General features: G+C 74.3%; 22 protein-coding genes. 15 read left to right on the top strand and 7 right to left on the bottom strand.

Annotated elements, in window-relative coordinates; genetic code table 11:
* Positions 1 to 682 precede the first annotated feature (682 nt).
* Complete coding sequence (locus tag AB0F62_RS40650; RefSeq protein WP_361811251.1) at positions 683 to 1432, top strand: SDR family oxidoreductase; 750 nt, start codon at positions 683 to 685, stop codon at positions 1430 to 1432.
* A gap of 121 nt (positions 1433 to 1553) precedes the next feature.
* Here AB0F62_RS40650 and AB0F62_RS40645 read toward each other — a convergent pair whose 3' ends face one another.
* From AB0F62_RS40645 to AB0F62_RS40635, 3 genes are all read right to left on the bottom strand, one after another.
* Positions 1554 to 1988, bottom strand: a complete 435-nt coding sequence (locus AB0F62_RS40645; RefSeq protein ID WP_361811249.1) for an Rrf2 family transcriptional regulator — start codon at positions 1986 to 1988, stop codon at positions 1554 to 1556.
* A 109-nt stretch (positions 1989 to 2097) separates the two neighbouring features.
* A complete protein-coding gene (locus tag AB0F62_RS40640) occupies positions 2098 to 2700 on the bottom strand; it encodes a TetR/AcrR family transcriptional regulator (protein WP_361811247.1) in 603 nt (200 codons plus the stop codon).
* Between the two features lie 53 nt (positions 2701 to 2753).
* Positions 2754 to 3170, bottom strand: coding sequence for a TetR family transcriptional regulator C-terminal domain-containing protein (locus AB0F62_RS40635; protein WP_361811245.1), 417 nt, complete (start codon positions 3168 to 3170; stop codon positions 2754 to 2756).
* Positions 3171 to 3497: 327 nt separating this feature from the next.
* On the opposite strand from AB0F62_RS40635, the gene AB0F62_RS40630 reads away from it, so the two are divergent.
* From AB0F62_RS40630 to AB0F62_RS40590, 9 genes are all read left to right on the top strand, one after another.
* Complete coding sequence (locus AB0F62_RS40630) at positions 3498 to 4007, top strand: DinB family protein (protein WP_361811243.1); 510 nt, start codon at positions 3498 to 3500, stop codon at positions 4005 to 4007.
* Between the two features lie 214 nt (positions 4008 to 4221).
* Positions 4222 to 5031 carry a DUF427 domain-containing protein gene (locus AB0F62_RS40625; protein ID WP_361811241.1) on the top strand — a complete coding sequence of 270 codons (810 nt, stop codon included), beginning with the start codon at positions 4222 to 4224 and terminating at the stop codon, positions 5029 to 5031.
* Between the two features lie 46 nt (positions 5032 to 5077).
* Positions 5078 to 5590: a molybdenum cofactor biosysynthesis protein gene (locus tag AB0F62_RS40620; protein ID WP_361811239.1), complete on the top strand. Its 513-nt coding sequence runs from the start codon at positions 5078 to 5080 to the stop codon at positions 5588 to 5590.
* Positions 5591 to 5715: 125 nt separating this feature from the next.
* Positions 5716 to 6663 (top strand): endonuclease/exonuclease/phosphatase family protein, encoded by a 948-nt coding sequence (locus AB0F62_RS40615; RefSeq protein WP_361811237.1) that lies wholly within the window; start codon positions 5716 to 5718, stop codon positions 6661 to 6663.
* A 422-nt stretch (positions 6664 to 7085) separates the two neighbouring features.
* A complete protein-coding gene (locus tag AB0F62_RS40610) occupies positions 7086 to 7991 on the top strand; it encodes a hypothetical protein (RefSeq protein ID WP_361811235.1) in 906 nt (301 codons plus the stop codon).
* Between the two features lie 262 nt (positions 7992 to 8253).
* Positions 8254 to 8421 carry a hypothetical protein gene (locus AB0F62_RS40605; RefSeq protein WP_361811233.1) on the top strand — a complete coding sequence of 56 codons (168 nt, stop codon included), beginning with the start codon at positions 8254 to 8256 and terminating at the stop codon, positions 8419 to 8421.
* The gene (locus AB0F62_RS40600; protein WP_361811230.1) at positions 8418 to 8978 is read left to right on the top strand and encodes an alpha/beta hydrolase; all 561 of its coding nucleotides are present in this window, start codon (positions 8418 to 8420) and stop codon (positions 8976 to 8978) included. The genes AB0F62_RS40605 and AB0F62_RS40600 overlap by 4 nt, the downstream gene beginning before the upstream one ends.
* On the top strand, positions 8975 to 9859 hold the full coding sequence (locus AB0F62_RS40595) for a DMT family transporter (RefSeq protein ID WP_361811228.1): 885 nt from the start codon (positions 8975 to 8977) through the stop codon (positions 9857 to 9859). The genes AB0F62_RS40600 and AB0F62_RS40595 overlap by 4 nt, the downstream gene beginning before the upstream one ends.
* Before the next feature lie 103 nt (positions 9860 to 9962).
* On the top strand, positions 9963 to 10526 hold the full coding sequence (locus AB0F62_RS40590) for a hypothetical protein (RefSeq protein ID WP_361811226.1): 564 nt from the start codon (positions 9963 to 9965) through the stop codon (positions 10524 to 10526).
* A gap of 151 nt (positions 10527 to 10677) precedes the next feature.
* Here the strand turns inward: AB0F62_RS40590 and AB0F62_RS40585 are convergent, their stop codons facing one another.
* From AB0F62_RS40585 to AB0F62_RS40575, 3 genes are all read right to left on the bottom strand, one after another.
* Complete coding sequence (locus AB0F62_RS40585) at positions 10678 to 10893, bottom strand: hypothetical protein (RefSeq protein ID WP_361811224.1); 216 nt, start codon at positions 10891 to 10893, stop codon at positions 10678 to 10680.
* Between the two features lie 127 nt (positions 10894 to 11020).
* Positions 11021 to 11188, bottom strand: coding sequence for a hypothetical protein (locus AB0F62_RS40580; protein WP_361811222.1), 168 nt, complete (start codon positions 11186 to 11188; stop codon positions 11021 to 11023).
* A gap of 8 nt (positions 11189 to 11196) precedes the next feature.
* Positions 11197 to 11319, bottom strand: a complete 123-nt coding sequence (locus AB0F62_RS40575) for a hypothetical protein (protein ID WP_361811220.1) — start codon at positions 11317 to 11319, stop codon at positions 11197 to 11199.
* 431 nt (positions 11320 to 11750) lie between these two features.
* Between AB0F62_RS40575 and AB0F62_RS40570 the strand changes: the two genes are divergently transcribed.
* From AB0F62_RS40570 to AB0F62_RS40560, 3 genes are all read left to right on the top strand, one after another.
* Positions 11751 to 12158 (top strand): metalloregulator ArsR/SmtB family transcription factor, encoded by a 408-nt coding sequence (locus AB0F62_RS40570; RefSeq protein WP_361811218.1) that lies wholly within the window; start codon positions 11751 to 11753, stop codon positions 12156 to 12158.
* The gene (locus AB0F62_RS40565; RefSeq protein ID WP_361811216.1) at positions 12155 to 12793 is read left to right on the top strand and encodes an SRPBCC family protein; all 639 of its coding nucleotides are present in this window, start codon (positions 12155 to 12157) and stop codon (positions 12791 to 12793) included. Before AB0F62_RS40570 ends, AB0F62_RS40565 begins: the two co-directional genes overlap by 4 nt.
* Before the next feature lie 108 nt (positions 12794 to 12901).
* Positions 12902 to 13366 (top strand): helix-turn-helix domain-containing protein, encoded by a 465-nt coding sequence (locus AB0F62_RS40560; protein ID WP_361811214.1) that lies wholly within the window; start codon positions 12902 to 12904, stop codon positions 13364 to 13366.
* 114 nt (positions 13367 to 13480) lie between these two features.
* Here the strand turns inward: AB0F62_RS40560 and AB0F62_RS40555 are convergent, their stop codons facing one another.
* Complete coding sequence (locus AB0F62_RS40555; RefSeq protein ID WP_361811212.1) at positions 13481 to 13927, bottom strand: nitroreductase family deazaflavin-dependent oxidoreductase; 447 nt, start codon at positions 13925 to 13927, stop codon at positions 13481 to 13483.
* A 112-nt stretch (positions 13928 to 14039) separates the two neighbouring features.
* Here AB0F62_RS40555 and AB0F62_RS40550 point away from each other — a divergent pair, with 112 nt between their 5' ends.
* On the top strand, positions 14040 to 15179 hold the full coding sequence (locus tag AB0F62_RS40550; protein ID WP_361811210.1) for a winged helix DNA-binding domain-containing protein: 1140 nt from the start codon (positions 14040 to 14042) through the stop codon (positions 15177 to 15179).
* Positions 15180 to 15381: 202 nt separating this feature from the next.
* Positions 15382 to 15549 (top strand): hydrophobic protein, encoded by a 168-nt coding sequence (locus AB0F62_RS40545; protein ID WP_361811208.1) that lies wholly within the window; start codon positions 15382 to 15384, stop codon positions 15547 to 15549.
* Positions 15550 to 15608: the final 59 nt, after the last annotated feature.

The following is a 15608-nucleotide window of genomic DNA, read 5'->3' as shown; positions in this document are numbered from 1 at the left end:
GCTCGGTAGTGGGACGTCGAATGCGGCGCACCATCGCGCCCGCGGCTCGCCCTGCACCCTCGCCGCGATCACACCCGGGTGACAAGACGAAATCCGGGGGGAGTACGCGCAGTTGCACACATGCGAAGCCCAGGACCGGCGAGGGGCGCCGGAACCGCCCCATGTGGTCCCGCTTCCGGCGAAACGACGGCTTCACGCCGTCCTGGTGGGGCCCGTCCCGGCACGGCCTCCCCCGTCCGGCCGCGGCTCGGCACCGGATACGTCTCGCGGGAACGCCTCAGGTGGGCATGGGTCGTTGCGGCCGGAATCCGGGCCCGTCGACGCCGCGGGCGTCCGAGCGGGCCGCGCGTCAGCCCCCTGAAGGCCCGCTCGGCCGGGAGGGCGCCCTCGAAGAGGCGCAGCTTGACGATCTTGTCGCCCTCCACCCCCAGGCGCATGGCCCTTCACCGGGGGCAACGGTCAAAATCCACCGGACCGCCCCGGTGCGGGAGTCGCCGCAGGCCGCGCTTGACATGGCGCACGGGCCGACCTAGTTTCATATCGACCACTACATAACTCGCCCCACCCCCCCTTCACCCCCTCCACGGGCGGCGAGGGCGCCCCCCGCCCAGATATGTAACAAATATTGTTACGTTTCTTCCGGGGGTGCGGCGATCACTCATTGCGATTCGGAGAGACCCTCATGGGACAGCTTGACGGCAAGACCGCCATCGTCACCGGTGGCACCAGCGGAATCGGACTGGCCACCGCGCAGCGGTTCGCGGCCGAGGGCGCGCACGTGTTCGTCACCGGCCGCCGCAAGGACGCGCTCGACGCGGCCGTCGCGACGATCGGCCCCCGGGCCACCGGCGTCCGCAGCGACGTCTCCGACCTGGCCGACCTCGACCGGCTCTACGCCACCGTCGCCCAGCACGGGCGCCGCGTCGACGTCCTGTTCGCCAACGCGGGCGGCGGCGGCTTCGCCACCCTGGAGCAGGTCACCGAGCAGCACTTCGACGAGACCTTCGGCAACAACGTCAAGGGCATGCTCTTCACCGTGCAGAAGGCGCTCCCGCTCCTCAACGACGGCGCCTCGGTGATCCTCACGGGCTCCACCGCCGGCTCCGTCGGCAGCGAGGCCTTCGGCGTGTACGGCGCGTCCAAGGCCGCGGTGCGGTCCTTCGCCCGGACCTGGGCAAACGAGCTCAAGGGCCGCGCGATCCGGGTCAATTCCATCAGCCCCGGCCCGATCGACACCCCCGGGATCGACGGCCTCGCGGCCGACGCGGAGCAGCGGGCCCAGCTCAAGGGCTTCCTCACCGGCCAGGTGCCGCTCGGCCGGATGGGCCGCCCGGACGAGGTCGCCTCCGCGGCCGTCTTCCTCGCCTCGGACCAGAGCACCTTCATCACCGGCATCGAGCTCTACGTCGACGGCGGCATCAACCAGATCTGACCGCCCGCGACAGCGCCCCGCCGCCGTGCGGGGAGCGTCAGGGGGCCGGTACGGCGGGCGTCGGTCGCCGCCGCACCGGCCCCCTGCCCGGGCGAGGGCCGGTACTCCGCGTCCGGGTGGCTCAGCGCTGCCGGGCGAGCGTGTCGCGGAGTACGTCGGCGACGGTGGTGGAGGCGAGTTGCCGCTCGATCCCCTCGTGGAGCCCGTCGTACACCTCTCGCAGGGCGGGGCCGATGCCATGGCCGACCGGGCAGTCCGCGTTCGGGGAGGCGGGATGCAGACGGAAGAGCGTGCCGTCCTCGACCGCCCGGTAGACGTCGAGCAGGGTGATCGCCTCGGGCTCCCGGACGAGGTTCCAGCCGGCTCCCGCGCCTCGCCGGGACTCGACCAGTCCCGCCCTGCGCAGGTCGCCCAGGCAGCGCCGGATGACCACGGGGTTGGTGTTGACGCTCGCCGCTATCCGCTCCGACGTGGCCGCCGGGCCGTCGTCGCGCCGGTCCAGGGCCATCCACGTGAGCACATGGACGGCGATGGTCAGCCTGCTGTTGGCGCTCACGACCCCGGACCTCCTTGCGGGCACATCCGGCTCACCCGTACGACGACGTCACTCCCGCGCCCCATCGTAGGCGGCCGCGGCCGGCCGTCAGCCGGCCGCCGCCCGGCCGTCAGGCGCTCGACGGACCCGCCGGCCAGGCGCCCATCGCGAGATCGACGACCCGGTGCAGTTCCTCGCGGCCCGCGCCGCCCGCGGCCTGGACGGCGACGCCCTGGTAGACGGTGACGAAGTAGCGGGCGAGATCGGCGGGATCGGCGTCCTCGGGCAGTTCCCCGTCGGCCCGGGCCTTCTCCAGCCGCAGCCGCAGCGCGGCCTCGCCGGCCGCGCGGCGTGCGGTGAGTTCGTCGCGCACCGCCTCGGAGCCGGGGGACGAGGCGAGACCACCCTGCACGGTGAGGCAGCCGGGAGGGCAGTCGGGCCGGGTCGTGGCGTCCGCGGCGCCGTGCAGCAGTCGCTCGACGACGCGGCGCGCGTCGGGTTCGGCGAACGCCTCCCGGATGTACCGGGCGGGGCCGTCGGCGTAGTGGTCGAGGACCCGCTTGAACAGCTCCTCCTTGTTGCCGAAGGCGCCGTACAGGCTGGGCGGGTTGATCCCCATGGCGCGGGTGAGGTCCGAGATCCCGGTGCCCTCGTAGCCTTGGCGCCAGAACACCTCGAGCGCCCGGTCCAGCACCTCGTCGACGTCGAAGGCGCGCGGCCGTCCTCCCGCCATCACGGCCTCCTGCCTCACGGAAATCTGTAGCGCCCGCTATAATACCCCTCCGGTCAGGGGCGCGGAAGGCGGGCCAGCGCGGCCCGGCCGATCTCCAGCAGCCCCTCGGCGTCCATCCGGGTCTTCGCCAGGAACTCCATCCCGTGGAGCACGGCCAGGAGCAGCCGGCCCAGCACCTGCGGATCGGCCTCCGGATCCAGGTCGCCCTCCCGCTGCGCCTCCTTCACGCACGCCGCCAGGAGGTCCTCCATCTCCTGGTAGGTCACCCGGGAGCGGTCGACCACCTCCGGCTCCCGGCCGTGGAGTTCGGACGTGCTGTTGACCAGGAGGCAGCCGCGCCGGCGGAGGTCGGATCCGTACCCCCTCGGCAGTGCCTTCCAGCACCCGGGCCAGCCGCCGGATCGCCGGGCCGGGCCCGCCCAGCGCCTCCCTGGCGCCGTCGATCTACTCGACCCGGAGTCGTCCAGCACGCGGAGGAAGAGCTGCCGCTTGTCCCCGAACGCCCCGTAGAGGCTCCTTTGCCCAGGCCCGTGGCCCCTGTCAGGTCCTCCAGCGGCGTGGCGGCGTAGCCGCGGTCCCAGAACACCTCGCGGGCAGCCCGCAGGACCTGCCGCTCGTCGAAACCCCGGGGTCGCGCCATGGCCCCGATGCTACGGATTCTTGACCTAACGGTCCATTTACACCCCGCTCCCCGCGGACGGCCCGGCCGGCCCGCGCCGGTCCACCCGGGCCCGAACCGGCGCGGGCCGGAATGAGAGGCTGTCCCCCCGCAGTTCGCCACGGACGAGGAGCTTTCGGTGATCGACGACGACCGCGTGGGCCCGCCCCTGCTCGGCAGCGAGCGCGAGACGCTCCGGGCCTTCCTCGACTACCACCGCGCCACCCTGGCCATGAAGTGCCGGGGGCTCACGGACGAGGAGCTGCGGCAGCGCTCGATGCCCCCGTCCACGCTGTCGCTGCTCGGCCTCGTGCGACACATGGCGGAGGTGGAACGCGCCTGGTTCCGGCGGGTGTTCGAGGACAACGACGCGCCCATGGTCTGGTCCGACGTCGTCGACTTCCAGGCCGCCTACGACGCGAGCGCGTCCACCCGCGCCGAGGCCTTCGCCGCCTGGGAGGCCGAGGTGGAGACCTCACGGCGGATCGAGGAGGAGGCCGCGTCCCTGGACCTGGCCGGACACCAGCCGCGCTGGGGCGAGGACGTCTCCTTGCGGATGGTCATAGTCCATGTGCTCCTGGAGTACGGGCGCCACAACGGGCACGCGGACTTCCTGCGCGAGGGCGTCGACGGCACCGTGGGCGCCTGACCGCCCCGCCCCGCTCGCCACGCGCCACCCGGCAGGCCCCGCCCGGCAGGCCCCGCCTGGCACGGCACGGCACGACGCGGCACGGCACGACGCGGCACGCCCCGACACCGGGGGGCGTCGTGCGCGGGGCGGAACCCGCGCCGGGGTGGCCGTCGGCGCGAGGGCCGGAGAAGCTGGGCGTACGGCGGCGGCGAGCGACCCGAGGTGATCCCCGATGGCGGACGAGAGCGTGAACTACCCCGGCCTGATCGTCCCGGCCGGGCACGTCGAGCCCGTCCCGCGGCGCATCCGGGCCCTGGTCGGCGGCCGGACCGTCCTCGACACCCGCAGCGCCCTGTACGTGTGGGAGTGGCCCGGCTACCCGCAGTACAGCATCCCGGTCCGGGACCTGGTCGAGGGCGTGCTCACCGACGAGGGGCGGGCGGGCCGGCTGAGCCCCGGTCCCGCGCGACGCCATTCGCTGCGCGTCGGGACCGAGGTCCGCGAGGGTGCGGCATGGGTCTGGGACGAGGGCGCCCCCCGGCCGCTGCCGGGCACCGCGCGCTTCCGGTGGGAGGCGCTCGACGCCTGGTACGAGGAGGACGAACAGGTCTTCGTCCATCCGAGGAGCCCCTACACCAGGGTGGACGCCCTGCGCTCCGCCAGCAGTGTCCGCGTGGAGGTGGACGGCGCCGTGCTGGCGGACGCGCCGCATTCGGTGACGCTGTTCGAGACCGGCCTGCCCACCCGCTACTACGTCGAGCGCACGTACGTCGACTGGACCCGGCTGCGCCCCACGAAGACGGTGACGAGCTGCCCCTACAAGGGGACGACGAGCGGCTACTGGTCGTTCGACGGCGACGTCGCCACCCACGAGGACCTCGCCTGGGCCTACGACTTCCCGACGCCGCCGTGCGCCCCCATCGCGGGCATGGTCGCGTTCTACAACGAGCACGTCGACCTGTACGTCGACGGCTCCCCGCTGCCACGCCCCGCAGCGGTCACCCGGGCCGCGTGGGACCGGCACCACCGCGGGCGGCCCTGAGACATGGCCGCGCCGCGGATGCAAGGCGGCGAATTAGGCTGGCCGCATGTCTCAGCAGGTCGAGGTCGTGCAATTGCTGGTGTCCCCCGCGCACCGCTACACGGGGCGGCCGTCGGAGGGCCCCTCCGCGGCGCCGGACGGGGAGCTGGTGCGCAGCGCCGAGGTGCGCAGCGGACTCGGGCTCGTGGGCGACCGCTACTACGCGCGGCCGGCCCACCGCGACGCCTCCGTCACCCTCATGGCGGCGGAGAACCTGCCGCTGGACATCGATCCGCAGACCGATCTGCGGCAGACCCGCCGCAATGTGCTGCTCCGCGGCGTCGACATCGACGCGTACGTGGGCACCACCGTGTCCCTGGACACCGGGGCGGGGCCCGTCCTGTTCGCGGTGCGGCGCCCCGCCCGGCCCTGTGCCTGGATGGACGCCGTCATCGGCCCGGGAGCGCAGCGCGCGCTGCGCGGCAAGGGCGGGGTGCGGTGCACACCGTTGAGTGACGGTGTGCTCACGCTGGGGCCGGCGGAGTTCCGGGTCGTCGAGGACGAGCGGGAGGCGTCCTAGCCGGGTCGTGGCCGGGGATGCGGGCCCGGTCGCGGGCCACGCGGGAACCGGATCGCGCGGTCCGGCGTCGTTGCTGGGTGCGATCACTGACGCGGACGGCTCACGGGCAGGCGGATCACGGGCGGATGTTCCCGGCAGGAGACGGCCGCGGATGGCGCGGCCCGCGACGGTGGGACGGGAGCCCGTTGGCGCTCCTGCTGGCGCTGCTGCTCGTCTGCCACTCCGCGGTGCCCAACGGCCCCGGCCGGTGGGGGAGCCTGCTGGAGACGTTTCTTCCGTGGCTGGGGCTGGGCGTGCCGACCCTGCTGTGCGTCGCCCTGGTGCGGCGCTCGGGAGTCGCCCTGTGCGCGCTCATGGTGCCGCTGGCGGCGTGGCTCGCGCTCTTCGCGAATCCCTCGGGCCCGCGCGGCGATTCCGCGTACGACCTCGTCGCGGTGCAGCACAACGTCAGTGACGAGAACCCGGATCCGGCGGGTACGGCCGGACAACTGGCGGCTGCGAAGCCGGACTTGATCGCCCTCCAGGAGCTGACCCCGTCCCTCCTGCCGGACTTCGGTGCCGCCCTGGACGCGGCGTACCCCCATCACGTCTCCTTCGGCACGGTCGGGCTGTGGTCCAGATATCCCCTGGTGGACGGGCGCAGGATCGACATCCGGCCGGCGGACCTCGGCGAGGACTGGGACCGCGGACTGCGGGCGACCGCCCGGATGCCGCAGGGGGACGTGGCCGTGTACGTGGCGCACCTGCCCTCGCTGCGCCTCGGCCCGGCGGGGTTCGGTTCCGGCAGACGGGACGAGAGCGCGGCCCTCCTCGGTGCCGAGATCGCGGCCGAGCGACTGGACCGCGTGATCCTGCTCGGGGACCTCAACGGCACCGTCGACGACCGCGGCCTCGCCCCGCTCACCTCGCGGCTGAACACCCCGGAGTCGGGGTTGGCGTTCAGCTGGCCGGGACGGTTCCCGCTGGCCCGGATCGACCAGGTCCTGGCGCGGTCCGCGACCGTCTCGGACGTACGGACCCTGCCCGCGACCGGGAGCGACCATCTGCCGGTCGCCGCGCGCATCCGCTTCTGACCGCGCATCCTCCGGGCGGGGCAATACGGGTGGGACGCAGATGATCTGACGGTCCATCGGTCGCCGGCGGAAACCGGTGCGACGCCCATGTGGCGGCATGGCAAAGCCGACTGACGCGACGTCAGCCGGTTGCCCGGCCGGGCGGACGGGTCCGCCGGTGGCCGCTGAGGAAAGATTAACTGATGCAGCGTCACCCGGTTGGACATCTCTTCACATTTTTCTTATACGGCCCATAACACCACACCTGACCTGCGAAAACGTGATGCGTGGCGGCACGTCCCCACCCCATTCGGCCGCACACCTCCGCCCGTCTCGGGGTGCGGAGCGGCTGCGGATGATCGCCATATAGGTCTCGAGGACGCGCTGGCAGTCGTGCCGGGGGCCACATCCCGCCTGCCCCGTCCACAAGGAGGTTCAGCTCCATGCGTGGTGCTCGCATCCTGGCGATGGCGACGATGACCGCTGCGGCGGTCGTCCTTCCGAACTCGCAGGCCTTCGCCGTGGTCGACGTCAACGTCGCCCAGACCGGACGCTCCGTCACCGTCACCGCCAGTTCGGAGGTTTGCCAGGCGCCCGGCGCGATGGTGAACGCCAACGCCTTCCCGTCCGGCCTGCTGCGCAACGCCCTGGCCCTGAACGCGGCGAGCCCGGGCGGCCCGCTGACCGGTACGTTCACGATCCCCGAGGACGCGCCGGCGAACACGTACACCATCACCGTCAGCTGCATGATCGGCCCGAAGTCCGACCAGGGCAGCGTCGGCACCCTCACCGTCCCCGCCACCACCACCACGACCGGTGACCGCGACGGCGGAACCACCACGACCGACCCCGGCCCCGGGCCGGACGACAACGACGACGAGTACGGGGACGACTACGAGGACGACTACGGCAACTACGGCCGTGGCCACGGCCGCGACAAGTGCTCGTGGGGCGGGCACGGCCGGGGCGGCCAGGGCGGTCGCGGTGACGACCGCGGCGGCCACGGCGGTCGCGGTGACGACCGGGGCGACGACCGGGGCGACGACGACAACGGCCGCGGCGGCTACGGCGACCGGGGTGGCTACGGCAACCGCGGCGGTTACGGCGACCGCGGGCGCGACCACGACCGCAAGTGCTACAAGAAGCGCCACCACGGCTACGGCCGCGACAACGACCGTGACAACGACCGCGACAACGACAACGACTACGGCGCTCCCGACACCGGCTTCGGCGGCTCGACCGGCATGAACACCGCCGAGAGCCTGACCGGCGCCTCCCTCCTCGCCGCCGCGGCGGCCGGCGGCGTGTTCCTCCTGCGCCGGCGTCGCACGCAGGGCGGCGAGGCCTGACCGCCCCGCATCCCCCGCGCACGGCGTTCCGCCCCGGGCCCGCACACGGGCCCGGGGCGGTCCGCTGTCCGCCTCCGCCCGCGCTGGACGGACTGCGCAGCCACCGGGGCCGGGCCCGGGGGTATCAGATCGCCGGGGACTCCTTCGCGGCCGAGACTGCGCCGCTCGGCCGGACTGCCCCGCCGGTCGCTCCGCGGCCGAGGCCGGCCGCCGCCTGAACGACCTGGTCGACGCCCTGGACCGGGCCCCGCTGCGGCAGGGCATGGACATCGTCGTCGACGGCGACGTCCTGCTCGGCGCGGTCACCACGGCGCTCCTGGTCCCGGAGCGGGAGACGTTGCGCACCGCGCTCCGCGAGGTGCGGTCCGGCGAGAGCACCGCCGGTGCGGCAACGCACCGGGGCGCTCGAGGGCTCCGGGTCCAACGGTGACGCGTTCGTCGCGATCAGCTGCCTCAGCGGCACGCTCCGCCCGCGCGCCACCCCCGCGCAGGAGCGTGCGGCAGTGCGGCACTCCCCGGCTTCGTCCGCGAGTCGGCCCAGTCCGGCGAGTACTTCGCGCGACAGCCGTCGCTCCGCGCCCACTGGCCGGCGCCCGCGGACAGCCGGCCCGACCCGTCACCGCGCCGGGCGCCGCCCCGATCCTCGTCGTCGGCACGACGCGGGACCCGGCGACCCCCTGCTCCGAGGCCCGGGTACTGGCCCGGCAGCTCTCCTCCGGCCGCCTCCTCACCTGGGAGGGCGACGGGCACACCGCGTACCTCGGGGCCGGCGACCGCGTCGACGACGCCGTCGACCCCCATCTCACCCTGGGCCGGCTCCCGGCCGCGGGCATGGTCTGCGACGGGCGTCCCCGACCAGGGTTGGGGGGCGGCTCGGGGTCGACCCTGATGCCGAGGGGGTGGCGAACACGATGTGCTGGAGGCCCTCGCCACTACCCCCCGCACCGCAGGAGGAGCCCCATGTCCGTACCGAGGGCGATCGCATGAGCGGCAGCGTGCCGTCACTGGCGGCGGCCCTGCTGTCGGCGGTGTGCTACGCGACGGCGGCGGTCGCGCAGGAGCGGACGGCTGCGGCCGGGCGGACCCCGACGGGCGGGATGTGGACGCTGGCGGTGGCGCTCCAGGCGGTGGGCGCGGGCCTGCACGCGGTGGCGCTGCGGTACGGCTCGCTGACCGTGGTGCAGGCGCTGGGCGCGCTGACCCTCGTGCTGGCGCTGCCGCTGCACGCGGCCCTCGGCGGGCGCCGCGTCCGGCCGCAGGAGTGGCGCGGGGCGGGGCTGACCGTACTGGGTCTGCTGGCGATCCTGCTGTCCACGGCGCCCCCCGGTACGGAACGGGCGCTCGGCGGCACGGAGTTGGTGCTGCTGGCGACGGGCACGGCGGCGGGGGCGGTGGCACTGGTCCGGGTGCCGTGGGGAGCGGACCGGTCGGTGCTGCGCGGACTGCGCTTCGCGACGGCGGCGGGGGCGGCGTTCGGGATCGCCTCCTGCCTGACCCAGGGCCTGACGGTGCGTCTGGCCCACGACGGGCCGGGGGCGGCGGTCGCGGACCCGATGCTCGTCGTGGCGGCGGGGTGCACCGGCGTCCTGGCGATCGCGGGGATGCTGTGGTCGCAGGAGGCCTACCGCGGTGGACTCGGGATCGCCCTGGCCGGGGTCACCCTGGCGAACCCCGTGGTGGCGGGGTGCGTCGGTGTCCTGCTGCTCGGTGACGGGTTCCGGGGCGGCTCGGTGGGCCTGGCGGTGGCGCTCGCGGGGGCCGCGGCGGCCGGACGCGGCGTGATCGCGCTCTCCCGGCCGACGCCCGCCGCGGGCCGCCGGCACCGGGTGCCCCGCCCGCGGACGACGTCGCCGGCCGTGGCGGAGTAGCCCATACACCCGCGCGGCACCGCCCCGCGGGTGCAGCATGACGGCAGTCGGGTGGCGTGCGGGCCGCGTCTCGCGGTCCAGTGCCTCGTACGAGGGGGGTCCCATGATGCTCTGCGACTGTCCCGCCGTGCCCCCGGCCCGGCATCGCCCGTGCGCGCACACCCTCCCCCGGCTCGCCGCCGCGCTGCTGATGGCCGTCGCCGTACTCGCCTCGGTGTGGGTGGCGTTCGCCGTGCACCGGGCGGAGCGCGCGCAGGCCGTGGCCGAACGCGGGCACCGGCACCTCGTCGCCGGCACCGCCCTGACCTCGACGGGGACGTACTTCCAGGAACACGGCATCCGGTCCGTGCCCCCGGTACGCGCCGCGTGGGAGTACCCGCGCGGCCGGTCGCGCTCCGGCGAGGTGCCGGTCGCCCGTCCCGTCGAGAGGGGCGAGCGCATACGGATATGGGTGGACGACCGGGGCTCGCCGACGCCCGAGCCCCGCAGCACGGCCGGGGCGCGGGGCGCCGCCGTCGTCCTGGGGGTCGCGTGCCTGCTGCTCGGCTCCTCCGCGGCCTGGGGCGCGCACCACGCCGCGGCCGCCGTCCTGCTGCGGGGGCGGCTGCGGACGTGGGAGCGGGAGTGGGCTCGCGTCGAGCCGCTGTGGTCGGGCAGGGCCCGCTGAACGGCCGGCGGCTGTCACCGCGTGCGCGCAGGGGGCGCGCCCGCGTGACCGGGACATGCCCGGAAGGGCGAGGGACCCGCGTCGCAGGCGTCGGCAGCCGTGAACAGCCATCAACGCCATCAACAGCCCTGGACAGGCGTCCGGACAGGCGTCAAAGGAACAGGCGCAGGACCCTCAGGCCGCGCACATGCTCCTCTCCGGGGCCCGCCTTCAGCTCCTCCGGGGGCTTCCAGTCGGCGTGCAGGGCGGCCCAGAAGTCGGTCCACGCCTGGGTCTCCGTCGGCCCGCGGCCGACCGCGTCGGTCCCCGGGCAGGTCACCACATAGCCGTCGCCGTCCTGCCGGATCGTCACAGCTGGCTCGACCACAGTCCACCTCGCGTTCCGGTGCACCCGAATCACGTCAAGGGTCACCCGGTCGGCGCCGACGCGCAACAGGGCTCCGCCTGGCCCGTCCGGGGGACGGACCCCAGGGGCCGTCGCGACCCCGGCACCCTCAGAACTGGGAGAGCCAGGCCGTCACGGACGACATCCGGACCGCGGCCTCGTCCCATCCGCCGAACAGGACGAAAAGGGCCGCCGCGGGCGGCAGGACCATGCCGGCGGCCGCCCACGGGCTCCTGGACCCGGAGGGCGGCTCACCGGTCGTGTCGTCGGGTTCCACGAGCGCCGTCACCCGGCCACGGCCGCGCGGCGGAAGCCGCCGGCGAGGTAGCGCAGCCGCCTGATCAGGTAGGCGAAGACCGGGCGGAAGGCCGGGACGGCGCTCGCCGGCCGGCAGGTCGTGTCGCTCATCTCATGGCGACCCTTCTGGACGTGCACGGTGTGCTGGGGGATGGGCGTCAGTACGGCAGGGGCCTGCCCGACGGGGTCCGCAGATCGATGGGGGGGCGCGACGGCGCCGGCCTCTTCGGTCGCTGGACGCGGATGCGGCGCATGGTCATCACTCCTTCGGAAACGCGGCCCGTGCCGGCCGGACCCTTCCAGTCCTACGCCGTGGGCCCGGGGGCCCGCGTCAGGGAACGCCCCGGAAGCCACCCCTATGCCCGGTTCCTTCCTCCTCCCTTGGGGTGAGCGCCGCGCTACGGCGCGTCCTCGCTGCTCAGGCGGCCGGAAAGGGCGCGCAGGAGACTCCGCGGGACTCCGCGGGACTCCGCCGGACCCCGGCGCCACTCCCGCCCACCGCAATCCATAAGGCATTGCTTATATAAGCGGGCAGTGTCATAGTGGCGGGCGTGCACGCATTCGACGTACTCGGCGATCCGGTGCGGCGCCGCATATTGGAGCTCCTCGCCTCCGGGGAGCAGCCGTCCGGTGCGATCACCGAGGTCATCAGGAGGGAGTTCGGCATCTCGCAGCCCGCCGTCTCCCAGCACCTTCGGGTGCTGCGGGAGAACGGCTTCGCCGTCGTGCGGGCGGAGGGGACCCGGAGGCTCTACGCCGTCCAGGCCGCACCGCTGCGCGAGGTCGACGTGTGGCTGGAGCGCTTCCGCGGCTTCTGGGAGCAGCGCCTGGACGCGCTCGGCACGGAACTCGCCCGGGGGCGCCGGGAACGGCGCCTCGCACAGGAACAGCAGCGACCGGAGACGGGACAGGCCCGCGACTCCGGGAGGGAACGGGAAGACACGCCATGAACATCGTCGACGAGATCAACGCCATCCACCGCGAGGTCGGCAGCCGGGAGGTCTCCGGAGAGGAGGCCCACACGGTGCTCCTCCGCCGCACGTACGACGCCGCCGCGGAGGACGTGTGGGACGCCTGCACCACCCCGGAGCGGCTCGGGCGCTGGTTCCTCCCGGTCAGCGGCGACCTGCGGCTCGGCGGCCGCTACCAACTGCAGGGCAACGCCGGCGGCGAGATCCTGCGCTGCGAGCCGCCGAAGCTGCTCCGGGTCAGCTGGGTCATGGGCGAGGCGCCCGGGTTCAGCGAGGTGGAGGTGCGGCTGACCGCGCAGGACGAGGAGCGGACGGTCCTGGAACTGGAGCACGTGGCCGTGGTGCCGCCCGGCATGTGGGACCAGTTCGGCCCGGGGGCGGTCGGCGTCGGCTGGGACCTCACGCTGCTGGGTCTCGCCTTCTTCCTGGCCGGCCGCGAGATCGGCCCCGAGAAGGCCGAGGAGTGGCAGTTCACGGACGAGGCCAGGGAGTTCACGACCGGCAGCAGCCGGGCCTGGGGGACGGCGTACGCCGCCTCGGGCGCCTCGGAGGAGACCGCGGCCGCCGCGGTCGCCGCCACGACCGGCTTCTACGTCCCGCCGCGGCCGGAGTAGCCCCTTCCCGCCGGGCCGCACCGCGCCGGGCGCCGGCCGCGGGATCGGCCCGGCGCGGTGTTTGCCCCCTCCGCCCACTCGGTTTAATGTTGAAACCGGGTGAGGCAGATGCAGAAGAAGGACTTCAATGACGCGTCGTGCCCGGTCGCACGGACCCTGGGGGTCGTCGGCGACTGGTGGACGCTGCTGATCGTCAGGGACGCCCTCAACGGGGTGCGCCGCTTCAACGACTTCCACCGCAGCCTGGGCTGCGCCAAGAACATCCTGAGCGCCCGGCTGGCCAAGCTCGTGGAGCACGAGGTGCTGCGCACGGTCCCCGCCGCCGACGGAAGCCCCTACCGGGAGTACGAGCTCACCGAGGAGGGCAAGGGCCTGCGGCTCGTTCTGCTCGCCCTGCGCCAGTGGGGCGAGGCCAACCTCTTCGAGCCCGGGGAGGTCCGGCTCGGCATGGTCGACAAGGCCACCGGCCGTCCGGTGGCCCCGCTCGAGATCCGCGACGCCGACGGCCGGACCCTCGGGCTCGACGACATCCAGGTGCAGACGCTGCCCCAGCCCCAGCCCCAGCCCCGCTGAGCGTCCGGCCGGCGGGGTGCCGGACCACGACGGGGGAAACGTGGTCCGGCACCCGCACCGCACGCCTTGCCGCCGCGGCGCCGTTCATGCGCGTCAGGCGCGGGGAGGCAGCCGTCAGTGGGGTCGGGCCGCCGGCTCCAGGACGAAGACCGGGATCTCGCGGTCGGTCTTCTTCTGGTAGTCCGCGTAGTCGGGCCAGGCCTCGACGGCGCGGTCCCACCACTGGTCCTTCTCCTCGCCGAACACCTCACGGGCCGTCATGTCCCAGCGCTCGGGACCGTCCCGGAGCTCGACCCGGGGGTCGGCGACGACGTTGTGGTACCAGACCGGGTGCTTGGGGGCACCGCCCAGCGAGGCCACCACGGCGTAACGCCCGTCGTGCTCCACCCGCATCAGGGGCGTCTTGCGGATCTTGCCGCTCTTCACACCGCGGGTCGTCAGGATGATCACGGGCCGGTCCCGCAACGTGGTTCCCTCGGTGCCCCCGGAGCTCTCGTACCGCTCGACCTGCTCACGCACCCAGCTCTCCGGGCTCGGTTCGTACTCGCCCACCAATGGCACGGGGTCCTCCTCCGTCTCAGTCGTGCTGTCCTTCCCCATCCTCGCCTGCCCGCGCTCCCGTTGCGACTCACCCCCCTGGTCACGGCGCGCCCACCCCGGCACAATCCGGGGCGTGGAGATCACCGCACTCGAGCTCAACCGGGCCACGCTCGCCCGTCAGCTCCTCCTGCGCCGGGAGCCGCTGCCGGTCGGCGAGGCGATCCGCCGGGTCGTCGCGCTGCAGGCACAGACGCCCGCCTCGCCGTACCTCGCGCTGTGGAACCGGGTCGCCGGCTTCGACCCGGCGGAGCTGGACGCGGCCTTCACGGCCCGCGAGGTCGTCAAGGCGACGCTGATGCGCATCACGCTGCACGCCGTCCACGTCGGCGACCACGAGGTCTTCCGCGCGGCGATGCAGCAGACGCTGTACGCGTCCAGGCTCGGCAATCGCTTCGCGGCGGCCGGGCTCACGCCCGCCGACGCCGAGGAGCTGGTGCCGGAGCTGCTGGCGTTCGCCGGGCGGCAGCGGACGGCCGCCGAGCTGGAGGCCTGGCTGGAGCGGCGGCTCGGCGCCGGGAAGCAGGCCGGCGCGTGGTGGGGGCTGCGGTCGTACGCGCCGCTGCTGCACGTCCCGACGGGCGGGCCGTGGTCGTTCGGCACTCGCCCGTCGTTCGTCGCCGCCGGGACGGCGCCGCCGCGCTCGGGCCGGGAGCCGGTTCCCGAGGCGCTGCGGACCCTCGTGCTGCGCTATCTGGAGGGCTTCGGGCCGGCGTCGGTCGCGGACGTCGCGCAGTTCGCCATGGTGCAGCGGGCACCGGTCCGCGCGGCGCTGCGCGCGCTGGACGGCACGGTGGAACAGCTGAAGGGGCCGGACGGCACGGCCCTGTTCGACGTCCCCGGCGCCCCGCGACCGCCCGCCGACACCCCGGCCCCACCCCGGCTGATGGCCATGTGGGACAGCGTCCTGCTGGCGTACGCCGACCGCGGCCGGGTGATCCCCCCGGCCTTCCGCCCGCTGGTGATCCGCGTCAACGGGGACGTCCTGCCGACACTGCTGGTCGACGGCCGGGTCGCCGGCGTGTGGCGTCCGGCCGACGGCGGCATCGAGGCGACGGCCTTCCACGATCTGGCGCCCGGCGTGTGGGACGGGCTGGCCGACGAGGCCCGCTCCCTGACGGCGCTGCTGGCCGGCCGCGACCCGCGGGTCTACAGCCGCCACGAGCACTGGTGGGCCAGGCTGCCCCGGGGCCAGGTGCGGCTGCTCCCCGCATAGCGGTGCCGGGGGTTCGCGGCCGACGGCGTACCGGAGGCCGGCGTGGTGCGCACCGGAGTGCGGGGCGGGGGCCGGACGGCCTCGGACGCCATGACGAGGCGTCGGCCGGCGCGGGCGACCCCCACGGCCGATGGAGCACCCATGAGGGGTGACGCATGGTGAGGGCGAGTCGGGGCACACGCGGGGTCAGGAGGTTGACGACATGGTTCCCCTGCTGCTTGTCCTGCTGCTGGCCCTGGTCCTCTTCGGAGCGGGCTTCGCCCTCAAGGCCCTCTGGTGGATCGCGGTGATCGTGCTGGTCGTATGGCTGCTCGGCTTTGTGTTCCGGGCCGCCGAAGGCGGTGGACGCCGCCGCTGGTACCGATGGTGACCTGACGCCGCATCACAGGCCCCGGGGTGGGGTGGCGGCGCGGCGGGGGCGGCGGCGGG

The sequence above is a fragment of the Streptomyces sp. NPDC026673 genome, assembly GCF_040638135.1.
Taxonomy (GTDB): domain Bacteria; phylum Actinomycetota; class Actinomycetes; order Streptomycetales; family Streptomycetaceae; genus Actinacidiphila.
The sequence above is the reverse complement of the archived record's forward strand: the minus strand, read 5'-3'. Positions and strand labels throughout refer to the sequence as shown.